The sequence below is a fragment of the Methylobacterium sp. WL120 genome (assembly GCF_008039465.1).
GTDB lineage: Bacteria > Pseudomonadota > Alphaproteobacteria > Rhizobiales > Beijerinckiaceae > Methylobacterium > Methylobacterium cerastii.
Genome location: NZ_VRUT01000010.1, coordinates 1 through 23,161, shown reverse-complemented (window position 1 = coordinate 23,161; position 23,161 = coordinate 1). Strand labels below are relative to the sequence as shown.

General features: G+C 70.4%; 16 protein-coding genes, 1 tRNA gene and 1 pseudogene. 10 read left to right on the top strand and 8 right to left on the bottom strand.

The window, feature by feature from the left end; genetic code table 11:
• Nucleotides 1–4 precede the first annotated feature (4 nt).
• Nucleotides 5–1,009, top strand: coding sequence for an inorganic phosphate transporter (locus FV229_RS03690; RefSeq protein WP_147750684.1), 1,005 nt, complete (start codon nt 5–7; stop codon nt 1,007–1,009).
• Nucleotides 1,010–1,052: 43 nt separating this feature from the next.
• Here FV229_RS03690 and FV229_RS03685 read toward each other — a convergent pair whose 3' ends face one another.
• Nucleotides 1,053–1,523 carry a YeeE/YedE family protein gene (locus tag FV229_RS03685; RefSeq protein WP_246688032.1) on the bottom strand — a complete coding sequence of 157 codons (471 nt, stop codon included), beginning with the start codon at nt 1,521–1,523 and terminating at the stop codon, nt 1,053–1,055.
• Complete coding sequence (locus FV229_RS03680; RefSeq protein WP_147750648.1) at nt 1,517–1,951, bottom strand: YeeE/YedE family protein; 435 nt, start codon at nt 1,949–1,951, stop codon at nt 1,517–1,519. Before FV229_RS03680 ends, FV229_RS03685 begins: the two co-directional genes overlap by 7 nt.
• 358 nt (nt 1,952–2,309) lie before the next feature.
• Here FV229_RS03680 and FV229_RS03675 point away from each other — a divergent pair, with 358 nt between their 5' ends.
• The 4 genes from FV229_RS03675 to FV229_RS03660 all read left to right on the top strand — a co-directional run bounded on the left by FV229_RS03675 (nt 2,310) and on the right by FV229_RS03660 (nt 7,340).
• Entirely contained in the window at nt 2,310–2,507 is a 198-nt protein-coding gene (locus tag FV229_RS03675; RefSeq protein WP_147750683.1) for a hypothetical protein, read from the top strand.
• A 43-nt stretch (nt 2,508–2,550) separates the two neighbouring features.
• The gene (gene cysE, locus FV229_RS03670) at nt 2,551–3,396 is read left to right on the top strand and encodes a serine O-acetyltransferase (protein ID WP_147750682.1); all 846 of its coding nucleotides are present in this window, start codon (nt 2,551–2,553) and stop codon (nt 3,394–3,396) included.
• 490 nt (nt 3,397–3,886) lie between these two features.
• Entirely contained in the window at nt 3,887–5,278 is a 1,392-nt protein-coding gene (locus tag FV229_RS28380) for a family 2B encapsulin nanocompartment shell protein (protein WP_147750647.1), read from the top strand.
• The gene (locus tag FV229_RS03660) at nt 5,265–7,340 is read left to right on the top strand and encodes a family 2A encapsulin nanocompartment cargo protein cysteine desulfurase (protein ID WP_147750646.1); all 2,076 of its coding nucleotides are present in this window, start codon (nt 5,265–5,267) and stop codon (nt 7,338–7,340) included. The genes FV229_RS28380 and FV229_RS03660 overlap by 14 nt, the downstream gene beginning before the upstream one ends.
• 477 nt (nt 7,341–7,817) lie before the next feature.
• Here FV229_RS03660 and FV229_RS03655 read toward each other — a convergent pair.
• Together FV229_RS03655 and FV229_RS03650 are read right to left on the bottom strand one after the other, a co-directional pair.
• Nucleotides 7,818–7,894: transfer RNA gene (locus tag FV229_RS03655), tRNA-Pro, on the bottom strand.
• Between the two features lie 91 nt (nt 7,895–7,985).
• A complete protein-coding gene (locus FV229_RS03650; protein WP_147750645.1) occupies nt 7,986–8,729 on the bottom strand; it encodes a 4'-phosphopantetheinyl transferase superfamily protein in 744 nt (247 codons plus the stop codon).
• A 129-nt stretch (nt 8,730–8,858) separates the two neighbouring features.
• On the opposite strand from FV229_RS03650, the gene FV229_RS03645 reads away from it, so the two are divergent.
• The 3 genes from FV229_RS03645 to FV229_RS03635 are packed head-to-tail and all read left to right on the top strand — an operon-like array spanning nt 8,859 to nt 13,741.
• Entirely contained in the window at nt 8,859–10,283 is a 1,425-nt protein-coding gene (locus FV229_RS03645) for an MFS transporter (RefSeq protein ID WP_147750644.1), read from the top strand.
• A 35-nt stretch (nt 10,284–10,318) separates the two neighbouring features.
• Nucleotides 10,319–12,826: an NAD-dependent DNA ligase LigA gene (ligA, locus tag FV229_RS03640; RefSeq protein WP_147750643.1), complete on the top strand. Its 2,508-nt coding sequence runs from the start codon at nt 10,319–10,321 to the stop codon at nt 12,824–12,826.
• Between the two features lie 60 nt (nt 12,827–12,886).
• Nucleotides 12,887–13,741 (top strand): 3'-5' exonuclease, encoded by an 855-nt coding sequence (locus tag FV229_RS03635; protein ID WP_147750642.1) that lies wholly within the window; start codon nt 12,887–12,889, stop codon nt 13,739–13,741.
• A gap of 223 nt (nt 13,742–13,964) precedes the next feature.
• Here the strand turns inward: FV229_RS03635 and FV229_RS03630 are convergent, their stop codons facing one another.
• Complete coding sequence (locus tag FV229_RS03630) at nt 13,965–16,166, bottom strand: FAD-dependent oxidoreductase (RefSeq protein WP_147750641.1); 2,202 nt, start codon at nt 16,164–16,166, stop codon at nt 13,965–13,967.
• Nucleotides 16,167–16,378: 212 nt separating this feature from the next.
• On the opposite strand from FV229_RS03630, the gene FV229_RS03625 reads away from it, so the two are divergent.
• The gene (locus FV229_RS03625; protein WP_246685556.1) at nt 16,379–17,098 is read left to right on the top strand and encodes an EAL domain-containing protein; all 720 of its coding nucleotides are present in this window, start codon (nt 16,379–16,381) and stop codon (nt 17,096–17,098) included.
• Between the two features lie 77 nt (nt 17,099–17,175).
• On the opposite strand, the gene FV229_RS03620 is transcribed toward FV229_RS03625, so the two are convergent.
• From FV229_RS03620 to FV229_RS03610, 3 genes are all read right to left on the bottom strand, one after another.
• Nucleotides 17,176–17,691 (bottom strand): hypothetical protein, encoded by a 516-nt coding sequence (locus tag FV229_RS03620; RefSeq protein ID WP_147750639.1) that lies wholly within the window; start codon nt 17,689–17,691, stop codon nt 17,176–17,178.
• Nucleotides 17,692–17,803: 112 nt separating this feature from the next.
• Entirely contained in the window at nt 17,804–19,012 is a 1,209-nt protein-coding gene (locus FV229_RS03615; RefSeq protein WP_147750638.1) for an acetyl-CoA C-acetyltransferase, read from the bottom strand.
• A 90-nt stretch (nt 19,013–19,102) separates the two neighbouring features.
• Nucleotides 19,103–20,887, bottom strand: a complete 1,785-nt coding sequence (locus FV229_RS03610) for an acyl-CoA dehydrogenase C-terminal domain-containing protein (RefSeq protein WP_147750637.1) — start codon at nt 20,885–20,887, stop codon at nt 19,103–19,105.
• A 282-nt stretch (nt 20,888–21,169) separates the two neighbouring features.
• Between FV229_RS03610 and FV229_RS03605 the strand changes: the two are divergent.
• Nucleotides 21,170–23,161 (top strand): annotated as a pseudogene (locus tag FV229_RS03605) (hypothetical protein); the annotation flags it as partial.

The following is a 23,161-nucleotide window of genomic DNA, read 5'->3' as shown; positions in this document are numbered from 1 at the left end:
CGCCATGGAGGTCACCACCCTCGCCCTCCCCTACCTCGTCGCCCTGATCGCGGTGGCGCTGGTCTTCGACTTCCTCAACGGGCTGCACGATGCGGCCAACTCCATCGCCACCATCGTCTCGACGCGGGTCCTGCGGCCGCAATATGCGGTGCTCTGGGCGGCGTTCTTCAACTTCATCGCGTTCCTGTTCTTCGGCCTGCACGTGGCCGAGACGCTGGGGACCGGCATCGTCGACGCCGGGATCGTCGACCCGCAGGTGATCCTCAGCGCCCTCGTCGGCGCCATCGTGTGGAACGTCGTCACCTGGGTGTTCGGCATCCCGTCGAGCAGCTCGCACGCACTCGTCGGCGGACTCGTCGGGGCGGGCGTCAGCAAGGCGGGCCTCGGCGTCGTGGTCTGGTCGGGCCTGGGCAAGACAGTCGCCGCCATCGTGCTGTCGCCGCTCATCGGCTTCGTCCTGGCGCTCGTGCTCGTGCTCGTCGTGTCCTGGAGCTGCGTGCGGGCGACGCCGTTCGGCGTCGACAAGACCTTTCGCGTGCTGCAGTTCGCCTCCGCCTCGCTCTACTCGCTCGGGCACGGCGGCAACGACGCGCAGAAGACTATGGGCATCATCGCGGTGCTGCTCTACTCGCAGGGCCGGCTGACGGGCGACTTCCACGTGCCGCTCTGGGTGGTGCTCGCATGTCAATCCGCGATGGCGCTGGGCACGCTGTCGGGCGGCTGGCGCATCGTGCACACGATGGGATCGCGGATCACCCGGCTGAACCCGACGCAGGGCTTCTGCGCCGAGACCGGAGGGGCCATCACGCTGTTCCTGGCGACGTGGCTCGGCGTGCCGGTCTCGACGACGCACACGATCACGGGCGCGATCATAGGGGTCGGCGCGGCGCGGCGGACCTCGGCGGTGCGATGGGGACTTGCCGGCAACATCGTCGTCGCTTGGGTCGTCACCCTGCCGGCTGCGGCCGGCATCTCGGCGGCCTGCTACGCGCTGACCCGGCTTTTTTGAGCTGAGAAGCCGAACGGACGGTGCTCATCCGCGGTCGAACGGTTCACCGGAACGCTTTCGACGACGAAAGCGGCTCCGGCACCACCGCGTCCGTTCGCGTCGTCCAGGCGTGACCGGCCATGCCGGCCAGCATCGCGAGCACGAACACGACGACCGGCAGGCCGCCGATCGACAGCGCCGCGACGGCCGGGCCGGGACAGAAACCGGACAGCCCCCAGCCGATCCCGAACAGGGCGGACCCGCCGACGAGGGCCGGATCGATCCGGCGGTTCGTCGGAATTTGGAAGCGTTCGTCGAGGACCGGCCGCGGCAGGCGGCGGGATAGCAGGTAGCCGAGCGCCGAGACCGTGACGGCGCCGCCGAGCACGAACATCAGGCTCGGATCCCAAGGTCCGGTCACGTCGAGGAAGCCGCGGACCCGCACCGGATCGAGCATGCCGGAGAGCGACAGGCCGAGACCGAAGACCAGGCCCGCGGCGAGCCCCGCGAGGATGCGCCGGAGGCCGATCACCACGACACGCCCGAGGTCGGCATCAAAGTGCGCATCAGCGCCACCGTCGCCATGCCGGCCGCCAGGAAGGTGAGCACGGCGACGAGCGAGCGCGGCGACAGCCGCGCCAACCCGGCGACGCCGTGGCCGCTGGTGCAGCCCGAGCCGAGGCGGGTGCCGAACCCGACGAGGAGGCCCGCGACGACGAGAACCGGCAGGGAGGCGACGATCCGCATCTCCGGCCAGGCCCCGGCGAGCCACGCGAAGGCGGGTGGCCCGAAGAGCAGCCCGGCGACGAAGGCGGCGTCCACGCGCCGGCGCTCGCCCCTGTCGGTGCCGAGGCCGGCGACCAGGCCGCTGATCCCGGCGATGCGGCCGTTCAACAGCAGCAGCATCGCGACCGAGAGGCCGATGAGCGCGCCGCCGGCGAGCGCGGGGAGAAAGGCGCTCATGCCCGCACGCCGCGCCGAGGCGCCGCGCGCACGGCCGTGTCGCCGCGGCACGCAGCCGATAGGCGGCTTTCGACAAGGGACTTCATCATCCGCGAGGGTTCCGGCCGACCGGAAATGCCGACATCTCCTCCGGCCTATCGCGCCCCTGGAACGGAAACAACGCTTGCAATCGAGGTTCGCATCGCTAATTATTCAATCTAAACAATCACTTAACGGAATATTCATGCTGCTGGACAGGGCTTCCGCGACGCAAAGCTTCTCCGATTTCGACGCGACGGAGGACATGGACTCTTCCGCCCCTTTGGTCGCGGATCGGCCTCGCCGGCCGGCGGCGAATCGGACCGAACGGGCCGATTCCATCGTCGAGGGCGACCAGGTCATCTTCGCACGGCTCGACGTGGCGGAAGCGCTCGGCATCTGGCGCCATGCGCTGGGCCGCGTAGTCGAGACGCATGCGGAGGCGCCGGCGGCGAGCCTCACCCTGGACGTGAAGTTCGACGGCCACGAGACCCTGCACCGCTACCTGCCGGATCTCTTCAAGAAGCAGGCGGCGTGAGGATGCCTTTCGAATCGAGGATCGTCGCGTGAGTCTCGGCGCCATTTTGGAGGCGCGCTCCGCCCTGCCGCAGGCGCCGCTGCGGACGACGAGCCGCAGCACCTCCGTCGACGCGGTCTGGCAGGAGGTCCGTCGCGAGGCGGAGGCGGCGCTCGTCGAGGAGCCGCTCTATGCCGGCATCATCCAGGCGACGGTACTCGACCAGCGCAGCATCGCGCAGGCCTTCGCCTACCGGCTCGCGCACCGGCTCGGCGACGGCGACCTCTCCCGGCTGGCGATGCGCGACCTGTGCCTGGCGGCATTCGAAGCCGACCCGCATGCGGGCGCCCACGCGGTGCGCGACCTCGTCGCCATCCGCGAGCGCGACCCGACCTGCCGCCGCTATCTCGATCCGTTCCTGTTCTACAAGGGGCTGGCGGCGCTGGAGGGCTACCGCGTCGCGCATTGGCTCTGGCACCAGGGCCGGGCGACGCTGGCGCTGCACGTGCAGAGCCGGATCTCGGAGGTGTTCGGCGCCGACATCCATCCGGCGGCGCGGATCGGTTCGGGCGTGTTCATCGATCACGCCACCGGCGTGGTGATCGGCGAGACCACGGTGATCGCCGACGACGTCTCGATCCTCCAATCCGTGACCCTCGGCGGCAACGGCAAGGAAAGCGGCGACCGCCATCCCAAGATCGAGCGCGGCGTGCTGCTCAGCGTCGGCGCCAAGGTGCTCGGCAACATCCGCGTCGGCGAAGGCGCCCGGGTCGCCGCCGCCGCGGTCGTGCTGCACGACGTACCGGCCCACACCACCGTCGCCGGCGTGCCCGCCCGGGTGGTGTCGAAGCTGCCGCGCAACGAGGAGCCGGCGCAGAGCATGGACCAGTTCTTCGGAGACGGGATCTGACCCGACGATGATTCGACTTGGGCGCCGTTGAAGGCTGCCGCCCGATCTCGGCGGAATCAAAGGTCGCAAAGGCCGGCCACGCCACTCGTGACCCGGGAAGAGGCGCAAGGCCGCGCGGACCGGCTCCGCCGCACGGGACGCCGTTGAAGAGGATTTCCCGTCGAACCTCGCGTTCGGAGCGTAATTTCTAGAATTTCATTCTCTCGAGATGCCCTTTTCCAGAAATCGTCCTCATCATACGGTCGATAGACAGGAAGCGATACTGCAGCGCTCCACAAATTCGGAATATTCTTCTATTGACGATGCGTCGCAGTCGAGGCTAGACCGTCATTCTATTACGATGCTGCATAGGTTTCGCAACTGCATGTAAATCATTCGATTTATTGGCCGAGCGTGCTTGCTCTCAACGCAGCGTTAATGCGGCTGATCGATCGCGCCTGTTCTTCAGAGGGCGCGACACAATTCAAAAACAAAGTGGGGACGACCGGACATGAGCGGACAAGGACTGAGCGTGGGCGCATCGGCAGCACGCAATCTATCGACCGCGACCGTCACCTCGGTCCAGAACCTCGCGAACACCCCGCGCTGGCTCCTGCGGCTGCTGCCCTTCGTCAACGTGGACGGCGGCGTCTACCGCGTGAACCGGCGCGCCGTGGTGCTGGCCAAACCCGGCCGCATCGACCTCGCCACGGACGGCAACGCCCGCACGATCAGTCCCGCCTCGCTCCGCGCCGTGCCGGCGTTCAGCCGCCTGGGCGACGCCGAGCTGTCCGCGCTCGCCGGCAAGTTCACCGAGAGCCGGCACAACGCCGGGGAGACGATCTCGGAAGGCGGCGCCGGCGACCGCAGCCTGACCGTCGTCGCCGACGGCACCGTCGAGCTCTCGCTGTCGGGCCCGTACAAGAACCGCCTGCGCTCGGGGCTGGCGACCCGCGGCGACTTCTTCGGCGACGAAACCCTCGTCGGCGACGGCCAGCCCGCACCGGCCGTCAAGGCGCTCTCGGCGGTGACGCTGCTGACCCTCGACCGCGCGGCGCTCGACGACGACGCGGTCAAGAACCGCATCGCGCACTATGTCGAGGAGCGCGACCGCCTGAAGGGCCACACCAACAGCCACGGCGAGCAGGGCATCGAGCTGCTGGCCGTGCACACCGGCGCGCCGCGCCTGCCGACGACCTTCGTCGACTACGAGATCGATCCGCGCGAGTACCATCTCTCGACGATCCAGACGATCCTCAACACCCACACCCGCGTCACCGATCTCTACTCGAACGAGATCGACCAGCTCCGCGAGCAGATCCGCCTGACGGTGGATGCCGTGAAGGAGCGCGAGGAGTGGGAGCTGCTTAACAACTCCGAGTTCGGCCTCCTCAACGAGGTGGGCGGGCGCCAGCGCATCCCGACCCGCTCGGGTCCGCCGACCCCGGACGACCTCGACGAGTTGCTGACCCTCGTCTGGAAGAAGCCCGCCTTCTTCGTCGCCCACCCCCGCGCCATCGCCGCCTTCGGCCGCGAGGCCACCCGCCGCGGCGTGCCGCCGGTCGTGGTGCACCTGTTCGGCGCCCCGTTCCTCACCTGGCGCGGCGTGCCGCTGGTGCCGAGCGACAAGCTACCGATCGACGTCGACCCGGCCACCGGCGCGCAGACCACCTCGATCCTGCTGTTGCGCGTCGGCGAAGGCGAGCAGGGCGTCGTCGGCCTGCAGAAGTCCGGCGTCACCGGCGAGATCGAACCGGGCCTGTCGGTGCGCTACATGGGCACCAACGACCACTCCATCGCCTCGCACCTTGTGACCCGCTACTTCTCCGCCGCGGTGCTGGTCGAGGATGCGATCGCACGCCTCGATAACGTGCTGCTCGGCAACTACCATGACTACGCCTGAGGCCGGCGCGTTGAGCACGTCCGCCATCGGCATCCCCACGGGCGACAGCGCCGCGTCCCTGGCCCACGCCGACCTCGTCGGGCGCCTCGCCCGCGAGATCTACGGCCAGGGGCAGGCGGCGTCCGCCCCGTCGCCGCCGGCCTCGCCGCAACTGCCGCAGGGCCTGGAGAGCCTTCCCCAGGGCCCCGGACAGCCCTCGCTGCCGGGTGCCGGCCTCGGCCCCCCCTCGGCGGCATCAGGATTCCAGCCCGACGCCGCCAGCCTCGGCGCGCGCAATGTCGGCGGCCCTGCCGCCGGGATTCCGGGCCTGACGGGGCCTTCCGCGGCGAACCCGTTCGGCGGGACGCCCGCGCCCGCAGGCGCCGGCTTCCTCGACACGGCGACGATCCCGTCGGTGCATCCGCTCGCGGACCCGCTGGCGTCGCAGCGCGGCGTTCCATCCGCGCGGCACGGCCTGCCGGAATTCTTCGTGCCGAGCCTGCCGGACGTGGCCGCTTTCCTCCCCGGCGGACCCGACCTGCATCGGCGGGTCGCGGCGGATCATCCGCGCGCGAACGCCTTCGCCAGCGCCGTCGCGCCGAGCCTCGTGCCGGCCGACCCGTCGAAGGCCGGCGTCGACGTCGCCCAGGAGAACTTCCAACGCACGGGCCGCCCTTCCGGCGACCCCGTGCGGACGGTGGAGCATGGCGGCGACCAGCCGTTCACGTCGGGCGACTATTACTTCCTGACGGGATCGCCGCGGAACGCCAAGCCGCACGCCAAGCCGCAGGCCGCGCCCCGCGTCGAGCCTTCACGGCATCACGGCCCGGTTCCGCGGGTCACCTCGACCCCGTCGAGCCTGGTCGGCGCCCCCTTCGACGTCGAGCGTGTCCGCAAGGACTTTCCGGCCCTTCACCAGAGCGTGAACGGGCATCGGCTGGTCTGGCTCGACAACGCGGCGACCACGCACAAGCCGCAATCGGTCATCGACGCGACCTCCGAGTTCTACGCCCGCCACAACTCGAACATCCACCGGGCGGCGCACACGCTGGCCGCCCGCTCCACCGACCTGTTCGAGGGCGGCCGCGAGAAGGTGCGCCGCTTCCTCAACGCCTCATCGAAGGACGACATCGTCTTCGTGCGCGGCACCACCGAGGCGATCAACCTCGTGGCGAACTCGTACGGACGTGCCAACATCGGGCCGGGCGACGAGATCATTGTCTCGACGATCGAGCATCATGCCAACATCGTGCCCTGGCAGCTGCTCAGCCAGGCCACCGGCGCGACCTTGCGCGTGATCCCGGTCAACGATCGCGGCGAGATCATCTTCGAGCAATACGCGGCCCTGCTCTCAGGGAGGACCAAGATCGTATCGGTGACCCACGTCGCCAACGCGCTCGGCACGGTGAACCCAGTCCGCGAGATCATCGCGCTGGCCCACGCCTACGGCGTGCCGGTGCTCGTGGACGCCGCGCAGTCGACGCCACACATCCCGATCGACGTGCAGTCGCTCGATGCCGACTTCGTGGTGTTCTCCGGTCACAAGGTTTTCGGGCCGACCGGCATCGGCGCCCTCTACGGCAAAAAGCACCTGCTCGAGGCGATGCCGCCGTGGCAAGGCGGCGGCCACATGATCGAGGACGTCACCTTCACCAGGACGGTCTACAAGGGCGCGCCCGAGAAGTTCGAGGCGGGCACCCCCGACATCGCCGGCGCCGTCGGCCTCGGCGCGGCGCTCGACTACCTGGAGAGCGTCGGCCTCCCGGCCATCGCCGCCTACGAGCACGACCTGCTCGACTACGCGCAAGCGGGTCTCGCCGACATCAAGGGCCTGCGCCTGATCGGCACCGCCCGCGAGAAGGCCAGCGTGATGTCCTTCACGATCGAAGGCCAGGCGAACGAGGCGGTGGCCCACCATCTCGACCGCCACGGTGTGGCCGTGCGTTCCGGCCACCACTGCGCCCTGCCGGCGTTGCGACGCTTCGGCGTCGACCAATCGATCCGCGCCTCGCTGGCCTTCTACAACACCCGCGAGGACGTGGACATCTTCCTCCAGGCTCTGCACCGCCTGGCGCGGCACTAGCGGGTCAAGATTTCCGTTGCTGCAGCTTGCCTGATCGAACGAGACGTCGATGCCATTAATCTGGCACCGGCATCTCGCCGTTTCACGCGTCTATCCATTGACTTTTTATATCAATAAATCCGAATTGATCAATAAATCAATCGAAACATAAATTCAATGTCGATTTATTATACAAAAACCAAGACGTAATATATTTATTTTTAAATATATGAGATCTGTCAATCCATGACGACCGCCACGCGATTGCCTTCCACGCGGCTCGACCAAAGATACCGGTCAGGTGAGCGGCGTTTGATCCCGTAGCGCATCGCGCCTCCGGACGATCGAGATGCCGGTGTCGATCTCGCGATAGAGGCTGAGGTGGAACAGGTGCCGGCATTTCCGGTCGGCGGCGAACCGATTGCGCGACTCTCGCGCAATCCTGTGACTGTGCCGATGCTCTCTGAGCCGGGAAGACCTGTTTCCGAAAGGAAACTTTGGTCGGAGTGGCAGGATTTGAACCTGCGACCCCCACGTCCCGAACGTGGTGCGCTACCAGACTGCGCTACACTCCGACGGCCGGCGGCTTCGCCAGCGAGCGGGGGTATAACCGGGGCCAGGGTCGGCCGCAAGCGGCATCTCGCACGGGGTCGCCGTTTCGCCCGCTCAGCGCGGGTGGCGGTCCGGCCAGTCCTCCGGCAGCGCGCAGCGGGCGATGGTGGCGCCGGCTGCCCGGATCGCTGCGGTGCCGACCGTGCCGGGGCCGGGTTCGAGGTGGTGGAGGCTCCAGGCCTCGGGGTCGTCGCCGACGATCGCGACGAGGCGCGGCGGCGCCGGCGGCAGGGTCAGGGCGAGGTGGTCGAGCGGCAGGGACAGGCCAGCCCCCAGCGCCTTCACCACCGCTTCCTTGCGTGTCCACAATCCGGTGAAGGCCGCATCGACTTCTTCGGGCGGCAGGGCTGCCAGCGCCTCGGCTTCCGCGCGCGCGAAGTGCGCACGAGCGATGCGCAACGCGTCGGGAACCGGGCGCAGCGCCTCGACGTCGACCCCGATCGCGGCTTTGGGCGAGACCCCGACGAGGGCGCGTGTGCCCGAATGCGACAGGTTGAAGTGCAGCGCGCCCGCCTGTGCCCCGGCCAATTCCGGCTTGCCGGCCGGCCCCGGCGCGAAGGCGAGCGCCTCGGCCGCCACGCCGAGCGCATGGGCGAGGATCAGGCGGAGCGCCGCGTGGCTCACGCGGGACCGGTCGCGATCCTCCGCCCGGAGGAAGCGGCCGGCGCGGGCGGCCTCCGCGGGCGAAAGCCAGGCATCGCAGCACGCGAGCCGATCCGTGGACAGGGCGAGGTCGACGCTCCAGATCTGGATCGTATCGGTGGGGCCGGGTCCGGTGACGATCCAACCGTCGCTCATGATGCCTTCGCCGGAAACCTGCTGTTCGCTCCCCTCTCTGCGGGGGGAGCGAAAGGCGCGCGCGTTCGGCCGGCTTCCGTCGTAGGATCGGGGCGGAGCGGGTGCGCGTGCAATGAAAGACCTTCGGCGATGAGCGGCGGCGAGGATCCGCCCGTGCGGCCGGGTCCGCAAGCCGGTGCGGCCGCACGGTGGTCGTCAGGTCGGTCGTCGGTTCGGCTGCCGACCCTGCAGGATCGCAGGGCGCGCTACGGCGTGTTCTTCGCCACCTATCTCTACCAGGGCCTGGTCGCCGGATTCTCCCTCACCGCGCTCGCCAACCATCTGGCGGCGCAGGGCGTGTCGAGCGCGGAGGTCGGCCTCCACTTCGCCGTCGCCGGCCTGCCCTGGACGGTCCAGCCGATCCTGTGGGGGCCGCTGGTCGATCGCGCGAGCGGGTTCGCGATGGGGCGGCGCCGCGCCTGGAGCGTGCTCGCGATCCTCGGCTGCCACCTGGCGCTGGCCGGGCTGCTGCTGGTGCCCGGCGAACGGTCGCTCGGGGCGCTCGGCCTCGTGTTCCTCGCCCACAGCACCTTCGCCGCCCTGCTCGACACCGCCTGCGACCGGATGGTGATGGACCATGTCCCACAGGGCGAGCTCGGGCGGATGAGCGCCTGCACCCGGGCCGGGTTCGTCGCCGGCACCAGCCTCGGCGCCGGCCTGTTCGGCTGGCTGCTCGCGGCCTACGGGTTCCGGTTCGGAGCCCTGTGCCTGCTCGCGGCCGCGATTTTCGCCAGCCTGCCGATCCTGCTGGTGCGCGAGGCGCCGGGCGACGCCTTCCTCTCGTCGGCGCGCCGCGTCGGCGCCGACGCCGGGCGGAACGTGCCGTTCGGGCGGTTCCTGCGCCGGCTGGGCCTTGGCCTGCGCCGGCCGCACGCCCTGCGGCTCGTCGCGTTGTGCTTCGCGGTCGATGCCGCGCTCGCGCTGTTCGAGCTGCCGTTCTCCGTCGACCTCGTGCAGGCGCAGGGCTGGGATGCCGCCGCCCTGTCGCGGCTCCAGGCCGGCCTCGCCTTCGCGGGCGGGACGGTGGGTGCCGTGGCCATCGGGTCGTGGTGCGACCGCGCCGGGCCGCTGCCGGCGCTGCGCGCCCTGTTCCTGGCGAGCGCCGCCGCGTTCCTCGCCACCGCCGCCCTGATCGCGGCGGGCCTGGCCGGGTCGGCCGGGCCGCTGATCCTCGGCTTCACCAACGTCCTGCCCGGCCTGCTGATCGTCGCCCTGGTGCCGGCGCTGATGCAGGCGAGCCGCGGACGCGCCGGCGCGGCGACGCAGTTCGAGGTATTCATGGCGGTGATGAACCTCGGCTCCGTCGCCGGCGGCGCGGCCTCCGGCGCGCTGATGCCGGTGCTGCCCCTGTCGCTGGTCGCGATCCTCGCCGGGCTGGTCCTGCTCGGGGCCGCGGCGCTGGTGCGGCGCCCGGAGCTGATCCTGCCCCGGCCGCGCGAGCCACGCGCGATCCCTGTGCATCGCGACGCTTCGGCTCGATCGGGAAGTGATCTCGGCCGGGGGGAAATCGGTTAGAAGCCCGATCGCCCAATGCGGAAGTCCTGAGCCCGATGCCGAAGCCCAACTCCGCCACGACCAAGTCCGACGCTGAGAAGTCCGACGCCGAGAAGTTCGACGCGCGAAAATCCAATGCGCCGAGCCCGACGCTCACCGCGGACGCGGCGCGGGCGCGCCACGCCGCCCTCTCCGCGGAGATCGCCGAGGCCGACCGGCTCTACCACCAGGAGGATGCGCCCGAGATCTCGGATGCCGCCTACGATGCCCTGCGCCGGGAGCTGGAGACGCTGGAAGCGCAAGTTCCCGATCTCGCCGGCACCGGGTTGGCGAGCACGGCGGTCGGCGCGAAGCCGTCCGAAAAATTCGCCAAGGTGCGCCATGCCGTCCCGATGCTCTCCCTCGGCAACGCCTTCGCCGACGAGGAGGTCGAGGAGTTCGTGGCCCGCGTGCGCCGGTTCCTGAACCGGCCGGAGGCGCCGCTCGCCTTCACCGCCGAGCCGAAGATCGACGGGCTGTCGCTGTCCCTGCGCTACGAGGACGGGCGCCTCGTCACCGCCGCCACCCGCGGCGACGGCGAGACCGGCGAGAACGTCACGGCCAACGCCCGCACGGTCGAGGACATCCCGCAGGCGCTCGCCGGCAGCGGCTGGCCGGCAATCTGCGAGGTGCGCGGCGAGGTCTACCTCTCGCACGCGGATTTCGCCGCGATCAACGCCCGCCAGGAGGCTGCGGGAAAGCCGCTCTTCGCCAACCCGCGCAACGCCGCCGCCGGCTCCCTGCGCCAGCTCGACCCGTCGATCACCGCCTCACGACCGCTCAAGTTCTTCGCCTACGCCTGGGGCGAGGTGGTGCCGCCCTTCGAGGGGACGCAATCGGGGGTAATGGCGCTGTTTCGCGCCTGGGGCCTGCCGGTGAACCCGCTGACCGTCACCTTTGCCGACGCCGCCGGGATGATCGCGCATTACCGGACGATCGAGGCGGACCGGCCGACGCTCGGCTACGACATCGACGGCGTCGTCTACAAGGTCGACGACCTCGCCCTGCAGAAGCGGCTCGGCTTCGTCTCGCGCAGCCCGCGCTGGGCGCTGGCCCACAAGTTCGCCGCGCAGGAGGCGTTCACCGTGGTCGAGGGCATCGACATCAACGTCGGCCGCACCGGCTCGCTCAACCCGCTCGCGCGGCTGCGCCCAGTGACGGTGGGTGGCGTCGTGGTCTCGAACGCGACGCTGCACAACGAGGGCTACGTGAAGGGGGTCGGCGGGGACGGCGAGCCGATCCGCGACGGCCGCGACATCCGCGTCGGCGACACCGTTGTGGTGCTGCGGGCCGGCGACGTGATCCCCAAGGTGATGGACGTGGTACTCGACAAGCGCCCGGCCGACGCCCGGCCCTTCGTCTTCCCCGAGACCTGCCCGGCCTGCGGCAGCAGGGCGGTCCGCGAGATCAACCCGCGCACCGGCAAGCCCGACGCGGTGCGGCGCTGCACCGGCGGGCTGATCTGCCCGGCGCAAGGCGTCGAGCGCCTGAAGCACTTTGTCTCGCGCAACGGCTTCGACCTCGAAGGATTCGGACAGACCTACATCGAGGTGCTGTTCGAGGCCGGCCTCGTGCGCCAGCCCGCCGACCTGTTCACCCTGGAGTTCGAGCCGCTGAAGGCGGCGATCGTCGCGCGCCGCGAGGCCCTGTCGGCGGAGCGCCGGGCGGAGGGGGCGCTGGCGCCGAAGAAGCCGACGAAGAAGAAGGGCGAGGAGGAGGACAAGGCGATCCACAACCTGCTCGGCGCGGTCACCGAGCGCCGCCGCCTGCCGATGAACCGCTTCCTGTTCGCGCTGGGCATCCCCGACATCGGCGAGTCGACCGCCAAGGCGCTGGCCAAGCGGTTCTCGGATTTTTCCGCCCTGAAGCAGGCGTTGCGGGCCGCAGCCGACGCGCAGGCCGGGCCGGACTGGATCGAATTCTCCGCGGTGCCGCGCATCGGGCCGACCACCCGCGACCGGCTGCTCGAGGCCGGCCTTCCGGCGGAGGCGGGCGATACCGACGAGGGCGAGGCCGCGCCGACGGAGGCCGGCAAGATCCGGTTCAGCACCAGCCAGCGCGCGAGCCTGCTCGCGCATTACGGCAGCCTGGACGCGGTGCGCGCGGCGATCGCGCGGGCCGCCGAGCAGCGCCCCGGCGACGCCTACCGGGTCTTCGCCGACGACGGCGAGATCGGCCCGGTGGCGACCGACTCGCTGATCGCGTTCTTCTCCGAGCCGCACAACGACGCCGCCGTGTCGGCGCTGCTCAAGGAGGTCCAGGTCGCCCCGATGGAGGCGTCCGCGAGCACCGCGGCGTTCTCCGGCAAGACGGTGGTCTTCACCGGGACTCTGGAGAAGATGACCCGCAACGAGGCCAAGGCCACCGCCGAGCGCCTCGGCGCCAAGGTCTCGGGCTCGGTCTCGGCCAAGACCGACCTCGTCGTCGCCGGCCCCGGCGCCGGCTCGAAGCTGAAGGATGCCGAGAAGCACGGGGTGCGCGTCGTCTCGGAAGACGAATGGCTCGCGATGGTCGCAGCCGCTTGAAGCGCGAGTCGCCGGGTCATAGACCTGGGGCATGACATCCTCGCGGCCGTCCCTGGGCTCATGACCGTCGTCGCCCTCGACTTCGAGACCGCCAACGAGCGGCGCGACAGCGCCTGCGCGATAGGGCTCGCCTGGATCGAGGGGGGCCGCGTGGTCCGGCGCGCGTCCCGGCTGATCCGGCCGCCGGAGCTGCGGTTCGCGCCCGGCAACATCCGCGTCCACGGGATCGTCCCGGCCGACGTGCGCGACAAGCCCGGCTTCGGCGAGGCGGTCGCCGAGTTCCTGCCCGACCTCGCCGGCGGGCTGATCCTCGCCCACAACGCGAGCTTCGACATCGGCGTGCTGCGGGCCTCGCTCCAGGCCTGCGGGCTGCCGGCGCCTCCCTTGCGCTACCTCTGCACGGTCCAGGTCGCCCGGCGCGTGTTCCCGGACCCGGAGGGCTGCGGGCTCGGCAAGGTCGCAAGGCGCCTCGGCATCCGCTTCGAGCACCACGACGCCGGCGAGGACGCCTACGCCTGCGCCGAGATCGCGCTCGCCGCCGTCCGGCAGACGGAGGCCGCGGACGTGCCCGACCTGTCGCGGGTGCTGTCGCTGCCGGCGACGCGGATCGACGGCAGCGCCGCGGTGCCGCGGGCGGGCGCGGGCGCCATCAGCGGCCGCATCCTGCGCGTCCTGAAGCCCGCGGAGCCCGACGCCCTGCGCTTCGCGATGCGCGGCAGCACCGGCAACCGCTACGAGGTCTCGCTGGAGGACCGCACGAGCGGGTTGATGCTGCGCTGCACCTGCATGGCCGGCCGCCACGGGGTGCGCTGCCGCCACGTGAAGGCCCTCGTCGTCGGCGACATCACCGATCTGCTGTCGAACAACCACGCCGACGTCGAGGTTCTGCGGCGGCGGCTCGCCGCGGTGGGGTGAGGCGGGATGTCCGCCCCCTATCCGAAACAGGAGCCGTCATTCCGGGGCTGCGAAGCAGAGTCCGGAATCCAGAACCGCCGTCCGTGGGCGAAGGAGCGGATGCGTTCCGCCCCCAACGGCATGCGCGGGGGCTCGGGATCCCGGGCTCGCCTTCGGCGCCCCGGGATGACGGGGGAGAAGCGGACGCGTCGCTCCTCCCGGGGAGCGAGGAGCGAGGCTCGCCTCACGCCGCCTTCTTCGCCGCCTCGCCGTAGAACGTGCCGCCGGTCTCGGCCAGGGCGCGCAGGTTGTCCGGCACGGCGAAGCGCGGGCCGTGCTTGGCTTCCAGGCCCTCGGCGAGCGCCACGAAGTCCTTCGCGCCCATGAAGTCGATGTAGGACAGCGCGCCGCCGGTGAAGGGCGCGAAGCCGAAGCCGAGGATCGAGCCGACGTCGGCCTCGCGCGGGTCGGTGATGACGCCCTCGCCCACCGTGCGCGCGGCCTCCAGCGCCTGGACCACCAGAAGGCGGTGCTTCAGCTCGGCGATGTCGAGGGTGTCGGGGTCGAGGTGGGTGGGCTGCAGGTCCTTGAGGCCGGGCCACAGGCGCTTGGGCGCGCCCTCCGGGTAGTCGTAGAAGCCCTTCTTGTTCTTGCGCCCGAGGCGGCCCTGGGTCTCGACGAGTTCGACGAGCAGCGCCTTCTGCGCCGGGTCGACCGCGTCGGGCCCGAGCTGCGCCTCCGTCGCCTTGGCGATCTTGAGGCCGAGGTCGAGGGCGACCTCGTCGTTGAGCGAGAGGGGCCCGACCGGCATGCCGGCCATCTTGCCGGCGTTCTCGATCATCGCGGGCGGCACGCCCTCGTTGAGCATCTTGTGCCCCTCGAGGATGTAGGCGCCGACGCAGCGGTTGGCGAAGAAGCCGCGGGCGTCGTTCACGACGATCGGGGTCTTCTTCACGGTGCGGACGTAGTCGAGCGCCGTGGCGAGCGCCCGGTCGCCGGTGGCCTCGCCCTTGATGATCTCGACGAGCATCATCTTCTCGACCGGCGAGAAGAAGTGGATGCCGACGAACTGCTCGGGGCGGGACGACGCCTTGGCGAGGCCGGAGATCGGCAGCGTCGAGGTGTTGGAGGCGAAGATCGTGTCGGGGCCGATCACCGCCTCGACCTTGGCGATCACCTCGGCCTTCACCCGCGGGTCCTCGAACACCGCCTCGATGACGAGGTCGCAGTCGGCCAGGTCCGCGTAGTCGGCGGACGCCGTGATGCGGGCGAGCAGCGCGTCGCGGTCCGCGGTCTTGGCGCGGCCCTTGTTGATCTGCCCGGTGATCAGCGCGTGGGCGTAGGCCTTGCCCTTCTCGGCCGCCTCGCTCGACTGGTCGACGAGCACCACGTCGAGACCGGCGTTGGCCGTGACGTAGGCGACGCCGGCGCCCATGAAGCCGGCGCCGACCACGCCGACCTTCTTGATGCTCGTGGCGGGGACGTCCTTCGGGCGGCGCGCGCCCTTGTTCAGCTCGCCCATCGAGATGAACAGCGTGCGGATCATCGCCGCCGCCTCCTTGGTGCGCAGGATCATCGCGAAGTAGCGGCTCTCGACCTTCAGTCCGAGATCCATCGGCAGCTGGAGGCCCTCGTAGACCGAGGCCAGGATGGCCTTCGCCGCCGGGTAGTTGTCGTGGGTCTCGCGCCGGTAGATCGCGTTCGCCGGCGGCCAGATCATCATGCCTGCGGCCGAGTAGACCTTGCCCGAGGGCGCCTTGAACTTCGGCACGTCCCAGGGCGCCACCGCCGAGCCGCCGGCCAGAATCCAGGCCTTGGCCTTGGCCACGATCTCGTCCTTGCCCGCGACCTCGTGGACGAGGCCCATGCTCTTGGCCATGGCCGGGCGGATCTGCTCGCCCTTGAACAGCATCTGCAGTGCGTCGCCCGTCTGCATCAGCCGCGCGACGCGCTGCGTGCCGCCGCCGCCGGGAAACAGGCCGACCTTGATCTCGGGCAGGCCGACGCGGGTCTTCGGGTCGTCCGAGACCACGCGGTGATGGCACGACAGGGCCAGCTCGAACGCGCCGCCGAGGCAGATGCCGCTCACCGCCGCCGCGAAGGGCTTGCCGCAGGTCTCGAGCTTGCGGAACACCAGCGAGAGCCGGCGCGAGGCCTCGAAGAAGTGGCGCATGGCGGGCTCCTCGCCCTGCTCGCGCTTGAGCTTCTCGTATTCGAGCCCGAGCCCCTGCAGCATCGTCAGGTCGGCGCCGCCCGAGAAGTTGTCCTTGCCCGAGGTGATGACGCAGCCCTTCACGGCCGGGTCGGCGACGACCGCGTCGACGATGGCCTCGATCTCGTCGATCACCGCTTGGGTGATGACGTTCATCGAGCGGCCGGGGCAGTCCCAGGTCGCCAACGCCACGCCGTCGGCATCGGTCTCGAAGCGGAAGTTCTGGAGATTCATCGCTGATCCTCGGGTGGCTGAAGGACTTAAGTTCGGCGCGTTAACAGTGTGGAGAGTGTTGCGCTTCAGAAGGAGTGCGGGGTTCAAGTAACGGGAAGTAACCCATGTTAAGCGATGCCCAGGTCGTGGACGGCAAGACGACGGGTGCCAAGGCCGCGGAGGCCAAGTGCCGGGCCTGCCGCGACGGCGAGGCCCTCGATTTCGCCTTCACCATGGCGTTCCAGCCGATCGTCGACACGACCGAGGGTCGGGTCTGGGGCTACGAGGCCCTGGTCCGCGGGCCGGGGGGGCAGTCGGCCGCCTCCATCCTCGACCGGGTGACGGACGAGACGCGCTACCGTTTCGACCAGGCCGCGCGGGTCAAGGCGATCGAGCTCGCCGGCCGCCTGTTCCCGAAGGACGACGCGACGCGCCTGTCGATCAACTTCATGCCCAACGCCGTCTACGAGCCGGCGGCCTGCATCCGCGCCTCGCTCGAGGCCGCGCGCCGGGTCGGCTTCGAGCATCGCCGGATCATGTTCGAGTTCACCGAGAACGAGCGCTTCCGCGACGTCCCCCATGTGAAGCGCATCGTCGCCGAGTACCGGCGTCAGGGCTTCCTCACCGCGCTCGACGATTTCGGCGCCGGCTATGCCGGGCTGAGCCTCCTGGCGAACTTCCGTCCCGACCTGATCAAGATCGACATGGACCTGCTGCGCGGCATCGACGTCGACGCCGGGCGCGGCGCCATCGTGGCGGGCCTCGTCGCCATCGCCCGCGCGCTCGGCGTCTCGGTTCTGGCCGAGGGCGTCGAGACGCAGGGCGAGCTCGACGCCCTGCGCGACCTCGGCATCACGTTGTTCCAGGGCTACCACTTCGCCAAGCCCCTGTTCGAAGGTCTGCCGGAGGTGGCGGGCTTTCCCGGGTCGGAGCGATCCGTGCGCGCCGCCTGAGCTGGGCTGAGGAGACATGCCAGCGTGAAGGCACATGCCAGCTTGAAGGGACATGCCCGGATCGCTCCGCCGCCGGCTCAGCGCGCCGGGGTCGGGGCCGGGGCGGGCGTCGGCGTCGGCATCGGCATCGGCGCGCCGGGCTTCGGCGTGTTGTCGCCCGCCGCCGCGATCGCCAGCATGTTGAGCAGCTTGGTGACGGAGGCCTGCGAGATCGCCGTCACCGACGAGGACGGGTCTGCGTTGATGGTCTGGAACTTGAGGTAGGTCTTGTCCTCGTAGATCTCGTTGAGGTGCTTGAGTTCCGGCAGCGTGAACTTCGTCGCGTATTCCTTCGACAGGCCATCGATCATGATGCCGCTCTGCTTGTCGAACTCGGCCATCAGCTCCTTGCGGACCGGCTCCGACTTGTCGTCGGGCATCGCGGCGACGGTCTTCTCCAGCGCGGCGTCGAAGCCGGTCTTCAGGTTCTTGATCAGCGTCTTGCTGACGAGCGTCTTGGCTTCCGCGACCTTGTCGGCCGCCTCGTCCGCGCGGGCGGCGATGGGAAGGGCGAGCGCGGTCGTCAGGCACAGGGTGGCGAGCAGGCGGGTCATCGTTTCTCCCAAAGGTTCGTGTCGTCCCTGCCGTTTCCCGGCACGGGTCGGGGCCGGCTCTAGCAGCGTTCGCCCGGAATAGGGAACGCGCCGGCCGTTCCGGCCCCCGGGGTCAGACCCGCTCGATGATGGTCGCCGTGCCCATGCCGGCGCCGATGCACAGGGTCACCAGGGCGCGCTCCTTGCCGGTGCGCTCCAGCTCGTCGAGCACGGTGCCGAGGATCATCGCGCCGGTGGCACCGAGCGGATGGCCCATGGCGATGGCGCCGCCGTTGACGTTGACCTTGGCCGGATCGAGGTCGAACGCCTGCTGGAAGCGCAGCACGACCGCGGCGAAGGCCTCGTTGACCTCGAACAGGTCGATGTCGGACAGCTGCATGCCGGCGCGTGCCAGCACCTTCTTGGTCACGTCGACAGGGCCGGTCAGCATCAGCGCCGGGTCGGAGCCGATGTTGGCGAAGGCGCGGATTCTGGCTCGCGGCTTCAGGCCCGCGCCCTGCCCGGCCTCCCGCGAGCCGATCAGCACCGCGGCGGCGCCGTCGACGATGCCCGACGAGTTGCCGGCATGGTGGACGTGGTCCACCGCCTCGACGTCCGGGTGTGCGTCCACCGCCACCGCGTCGAACCCGCCCATCTGGCCCATCTGGACGAACGAGGCCTTCAGCTGGCCGAGCGACTGCATGTCGGTCGCGGGCCGCATGTGCTCGTCGCGGTCGAGCAGCGTGATGCCGTTCACGTCGCGCACCGGCACGACCGAGCCCTTGAACAGGCCCTCGGCCCACGACTTGCCCGAGCGTTTCTGCGACTGCACCGCGTAGGCGTCGCAATCGTCGCGGCTGAACCCGTACTTGGTGGCGATCAGGTCGGCTGAGACGCCCTGGGGCATGAAGTAGGACTTGATCGCGATCGCCGGGTCGACCGGCCAGGCGCCGCCCGAGGCGCCCAAGCCGACGCGGCTCATCGATTCGACGCCGCCGCCGACCGTCATGTCCTGCTGACCGGCCATCACCTGGGCGGCGGCGAAGTTGATCGCGTCGAGGCCCGAGGCGCAGAAGCGGTTGATCTGCACGCCCGGCACGTGGGTGCCGTAGTCGGCGACGAGCGCGGCGGCGCGGGCGATGTCACCGCCGGCCTCGCCGACCGGGTCGACGCAGCCGAGCACCACGTCGTCGACGCGGCTGGTGTCGAGCCCGTTGCGATCCTTGAGCGCGCGCAGCGCCGTCTCGGCCAGCCGCAAGGCCGTGACCTCGTGCAGCGACCCGTCCGGCTTGCCGCGGCCGCGGGGGGTGCGGACGTGGTCGTAGATGAAGGCCTCGGTCATGGCGTTTCCCTTGATCTTTCCGACTTGCGCAGCCGCACCGCGTACCCCCATCCCGCCTGCGCGAGAGGGTGGAGAGGGAGGGCTTGCGCCTTAGAACGCCTCGGCCGGCACCGCCATGGTCGAGTCCGCGCCGGCCTTGATGCGCACCAGGCGCATCGCGGTCTCGGGCAGCACCCGCTCCATGTAGAAGCGGCCGGTGGCGAGCTTGGCGTCCATGCGCGCCGGCAGCTCGGCCAGCTTCGCGTTCGCCGCCTTGGCGATCCTGCCCCACATGTAGCCCATTGCGACGAGGCCGAGGAGGTGCATGTAGTCGGTGGCGCCGGCGCCGGCGTTGTCCGGCTTCGAGAACGCGTTCTGCATGAACCACATGGTGGCGCCCTGCAGGTCGTTCAGCCCGGCTTGGAGCGGCCCGGTATAGGCCTTCAGCGCCTCGTCCTCGTCGTTGTCCTTGATGAAGGCCTGGACCTCGCCGAGGAAGGCCATCATCGCGCGGCCGCCGTCCTTGGGCAGCTTGCGGCCGATCAGGTCCATCGCCTGGATGCCGTTGGCCCCTTCGTAGATCATCGCGATGCGGGCATCGCGCACGAACTGCGACATGCCCCATTCCTCGATGTAGCCGTGGCCGCCGAACATCTGCTGGGCTTCGACCGCGTTGGCGAAGCCCCGGTCAGTGAGCACGCCCTTGACCACCGGGGTGAGCAGGCCGAGCAGGTCGTCGGCGGTCTGACGCTCCTTCGCGTCCTCGGAGCGGTGCGAGACGTCCGACTGCAGCGCGGTCCAGAGCATCAGCGCGCGGGCCGACTCGTTGAAGGCGCGGATGCCCATCAGCGTGCGGCGCACGTCCGGGTGGACGATGATCGGGTCGGCGGCCTTCTCGGGCGCCTTCGCACCGGTGAGCGAGCGGCCCTGGATCCGATCCTTCGCGTAGGCGACCGCGTTCTGGTAGGCGACCTCGGACTGGCCGAGGCCCTGCACGCCGACGGCGAGGCGCGCCTCGTTCATCATGACGAACATCGCGTTGAGGCCGCGGTTCTCCTGGCCGACGAGCCAGCCGGTGGCGCCGTCGTAGTTCATCACGCAGGTAGAATTGCCGTGGATGCCCATCTTGTGCTCGATCGAGCCGCAGGACACGCCGTTGCGCGCGCCGACCGAGCCGTCGGCGTTCACCAGGAACTTCGGCACCACGAAGAGCGAGATGCCCTTGGTGCCGGCCGGCGCGCCCTCGATCCGGGCGATGACGAGGTGGACGATGTTCTCCGAGAGGTCGTGCTCGCCCGCCGAGATGAAGATCTTGGTGCCGGTGAGCGCGTAGGAGCCGTCGCCGTTCGGCACGGCCTTGGTCTTCAGGAGGCCGAGATCGGTGCCGCAATGCGGCTCGGTCAGGTTCATGGTGCCGGTCCAGGCGCCCTCGACCATCTTCGACAGGTAGGTGGCCTTCTGCTCGTCCGAGCCGTGCACCAGGAGCGCCGCCATCGCGCCCTGCGTCAGGCCCGGATACATCCCGAGGGCGAGGTTGGCACCGGAGGCGAATTCCTGGATCGCGGTGTTCAGCGTGTGCGGCAAGCCCTGGCCGCCGTATTCCTCGGGCACCGACAGGCCCATCCAGCCGCCCTGGGCGTAGGCGTCGTAGGCCGCCTTGAAGCCCTTCGGCGTCGTCACCGAGCCGTCCGCCTGGCGGGTGCAGCCTTCGAGGTCGCCGACCCGGTTGAGCGGGGCGAGCACCGTGTCGGCGAGCTTGGCGCCCTCGTTCAGCACCGCCTCGACCATGTCCGGGGTGGCGTCCGCGAAGCCCGCGAGGTTCGCGTGGTTGTGGAAGCCGAGCACGTCGTTGAGGAGGAAAAGGGTGTCCTCGACCGGGGCGCGATAGCTCGGCATCTCTTCATCCTCCAGCTGGGCGGAGGCCCTGCCCGATCGCTCGCGGATCGGTGGGTCCCTCGATAGTTCACATATAAACTATCCGGCCGCGCGAGGGCAAGGGGGCACCGTATGATGCGGAGCTTTCAACCATAGCGACACGCGGCCTCCGTCTTAACCGGGTGTTTACCAAGAAAGTTAATGGTCCACGACAACCGATCCGAGGCCCACGTTCCGGACACGTCACAAGCGTCCGCGCATGTCGTCCGGAACCGGTGCCGAATGCCGCCGAACGCAGGCCCGATGATGACCCGAACCGCGACGCCGAGCTTCGACACCTTCGATCCCGACGTGCTCGACGCTGCCCGAGACGTGGCGCGCCGCGCCGGCGTGCCGCTGGAGACGTGGATCGCCTCCGTCGTCCCGGACAAGGGCCGGCCCGGGGCCAAGCCCGGTGCCGCCAAGGCGAAATCCTCCGCGAAGGCTCCGCGCCACGCCCCCGCCGACCTCGCGCGGTCCGAGCCGGCCGCACCGGCCTCGCCCGCTTCGAGCAAGCCTGAAACAGCTTGGACAGAGCCTGCGGCAGCTTGGGCCGAGCCTGCGGCAGCTTGGGCCGAGCCTGCGGCCAGGGCCATCCCCGAAATCGCCTCGGACGGCGCCTTCGGCGCGACCATCCAGACGCTGCTCGCCCGCATCGACGGCCTCGACCGCACCCTGGCGGAGGAGCGCCTGTCGGTGGAGGACGCGGCCCAGCGCCGGATCGCCGACATCGAGTCGCGCATCGGCGCGGCGATCGGCGCCAGCACGGCCCCGGTCCAGCAGGTCGCCGAACGCCTGGGCGACATCGAGCGCCGCATGTCGGCGCTGGGCGAGCAGCTTGCCGCCACCCGGCCCCCGGGCCGGCGCGGCCGCCCGGCTGCGGCCGAGATCCAGGACGCCGTCCAGGACATCCGCCTGCGCCAGCGCGAGCTCGGCGAAGGCTCCGTTTCCGGCTCGGGCTCCGGTGCCAGCGTCGTCGCCGCCATGCGCGAGGACCTCGCCCGCCGCCTCGACGCCACCGTCGAGGATCACGCGGCGACCGAGACCGCGGTCTCCGAGCTTCGGCGCGAGACCCATCGCCTGCGCGAATCGATCGGCCATCTGGCCACGCGCCGCGACCTCGGCGCCCTGGAGCAGGCGGTGATCTCGCTGGCCAGCGGCGTCGAGCGCGTCGGGGCGCCGGCCGACTTGGCCGCCATCGCCGAGCCGATGGAGATGATACGCCTGCAGGTCGAGCGCCTCGCCGACGACGTGAGCGAGAACGTCCACACCCGCGTGGCCGGCGAGGTCGAGCGCTTGGCGACCCGCCTCGACGCGGCCGCCGCCGGGCGCGGCAGCTCGGTCGACGACGACGCGCTGAAGAACCTGTTCGGCGAGCTGGAGGAGATCCGCCGCCTGATCGCGGCGCTCGCCGGGCCGGAGCGGATCCAGAGCCTCGCCGCCGGCGTGCAGGCGATCAGCGCGCAGATCGTCCAGCTTCAGAAGGCCGCGAGCGCAGGCAGCGACACCGCCCTGCGTCCGCTCCTCGAGGAGATCCGCAGCGGGCTCAACGCCAGCGCTCCCACCTCGCCGGCCCTCGTCAACCAGATCGATGCGATCGCCTCGAAGCTCGACGCGATGCAGGCCGGCGCGCGCGGCGCCGACGCAGCCAGCTCGAAGGCGATCCTCGGGCGGATCGACGCGCTCGCCGACAAGGTCGACCGCGTCAGCGCCCAACCGGTGGGCGACCTGATCGGGCGGCTCGAAGGACTCGGCGAAAGCCTGGGCGAATCCCTGCGCCAGCCGGCGATGCCGGGCGGCGACGTCGCATCGATCCACGCGATGCTGCGCAACCTCGCCGACAAGGTCGACCGCGTCGGCGCCCGCACCGGCGACGACGGCCTCGACGCCCTGGAGAAGCAGGTCGTGTCGCTGGCCGACCGGCTCGACGCCCGCAGCGGCGACCCGTCGCTGGCGAGCCTGGAACGGACCATGGGCGACCTGCTCGAGCAGGTCTCCGCTTTGCGCGACGAGGCGCCGATCGAGGCCGCCGTGGCGCGCGCCACCCGCAGCGCCGTCGCCGACTCCATCGGTGCTACGCGCGGGACCGCCGAGACGAGCGAGTTCGGACTGCTCCGCGCCGGCCTCGCCGACATGCAGGCCCTGCAGGCGGCCTCCGACCAGCGCCTCGCCACGACGCTCGAAGGCGTGCAGACGGCCCTGGAGCGCCTGACCGGGCGGCTCGACGCGCCGTCGGCCGCCGCGCCGGCCCGCGCC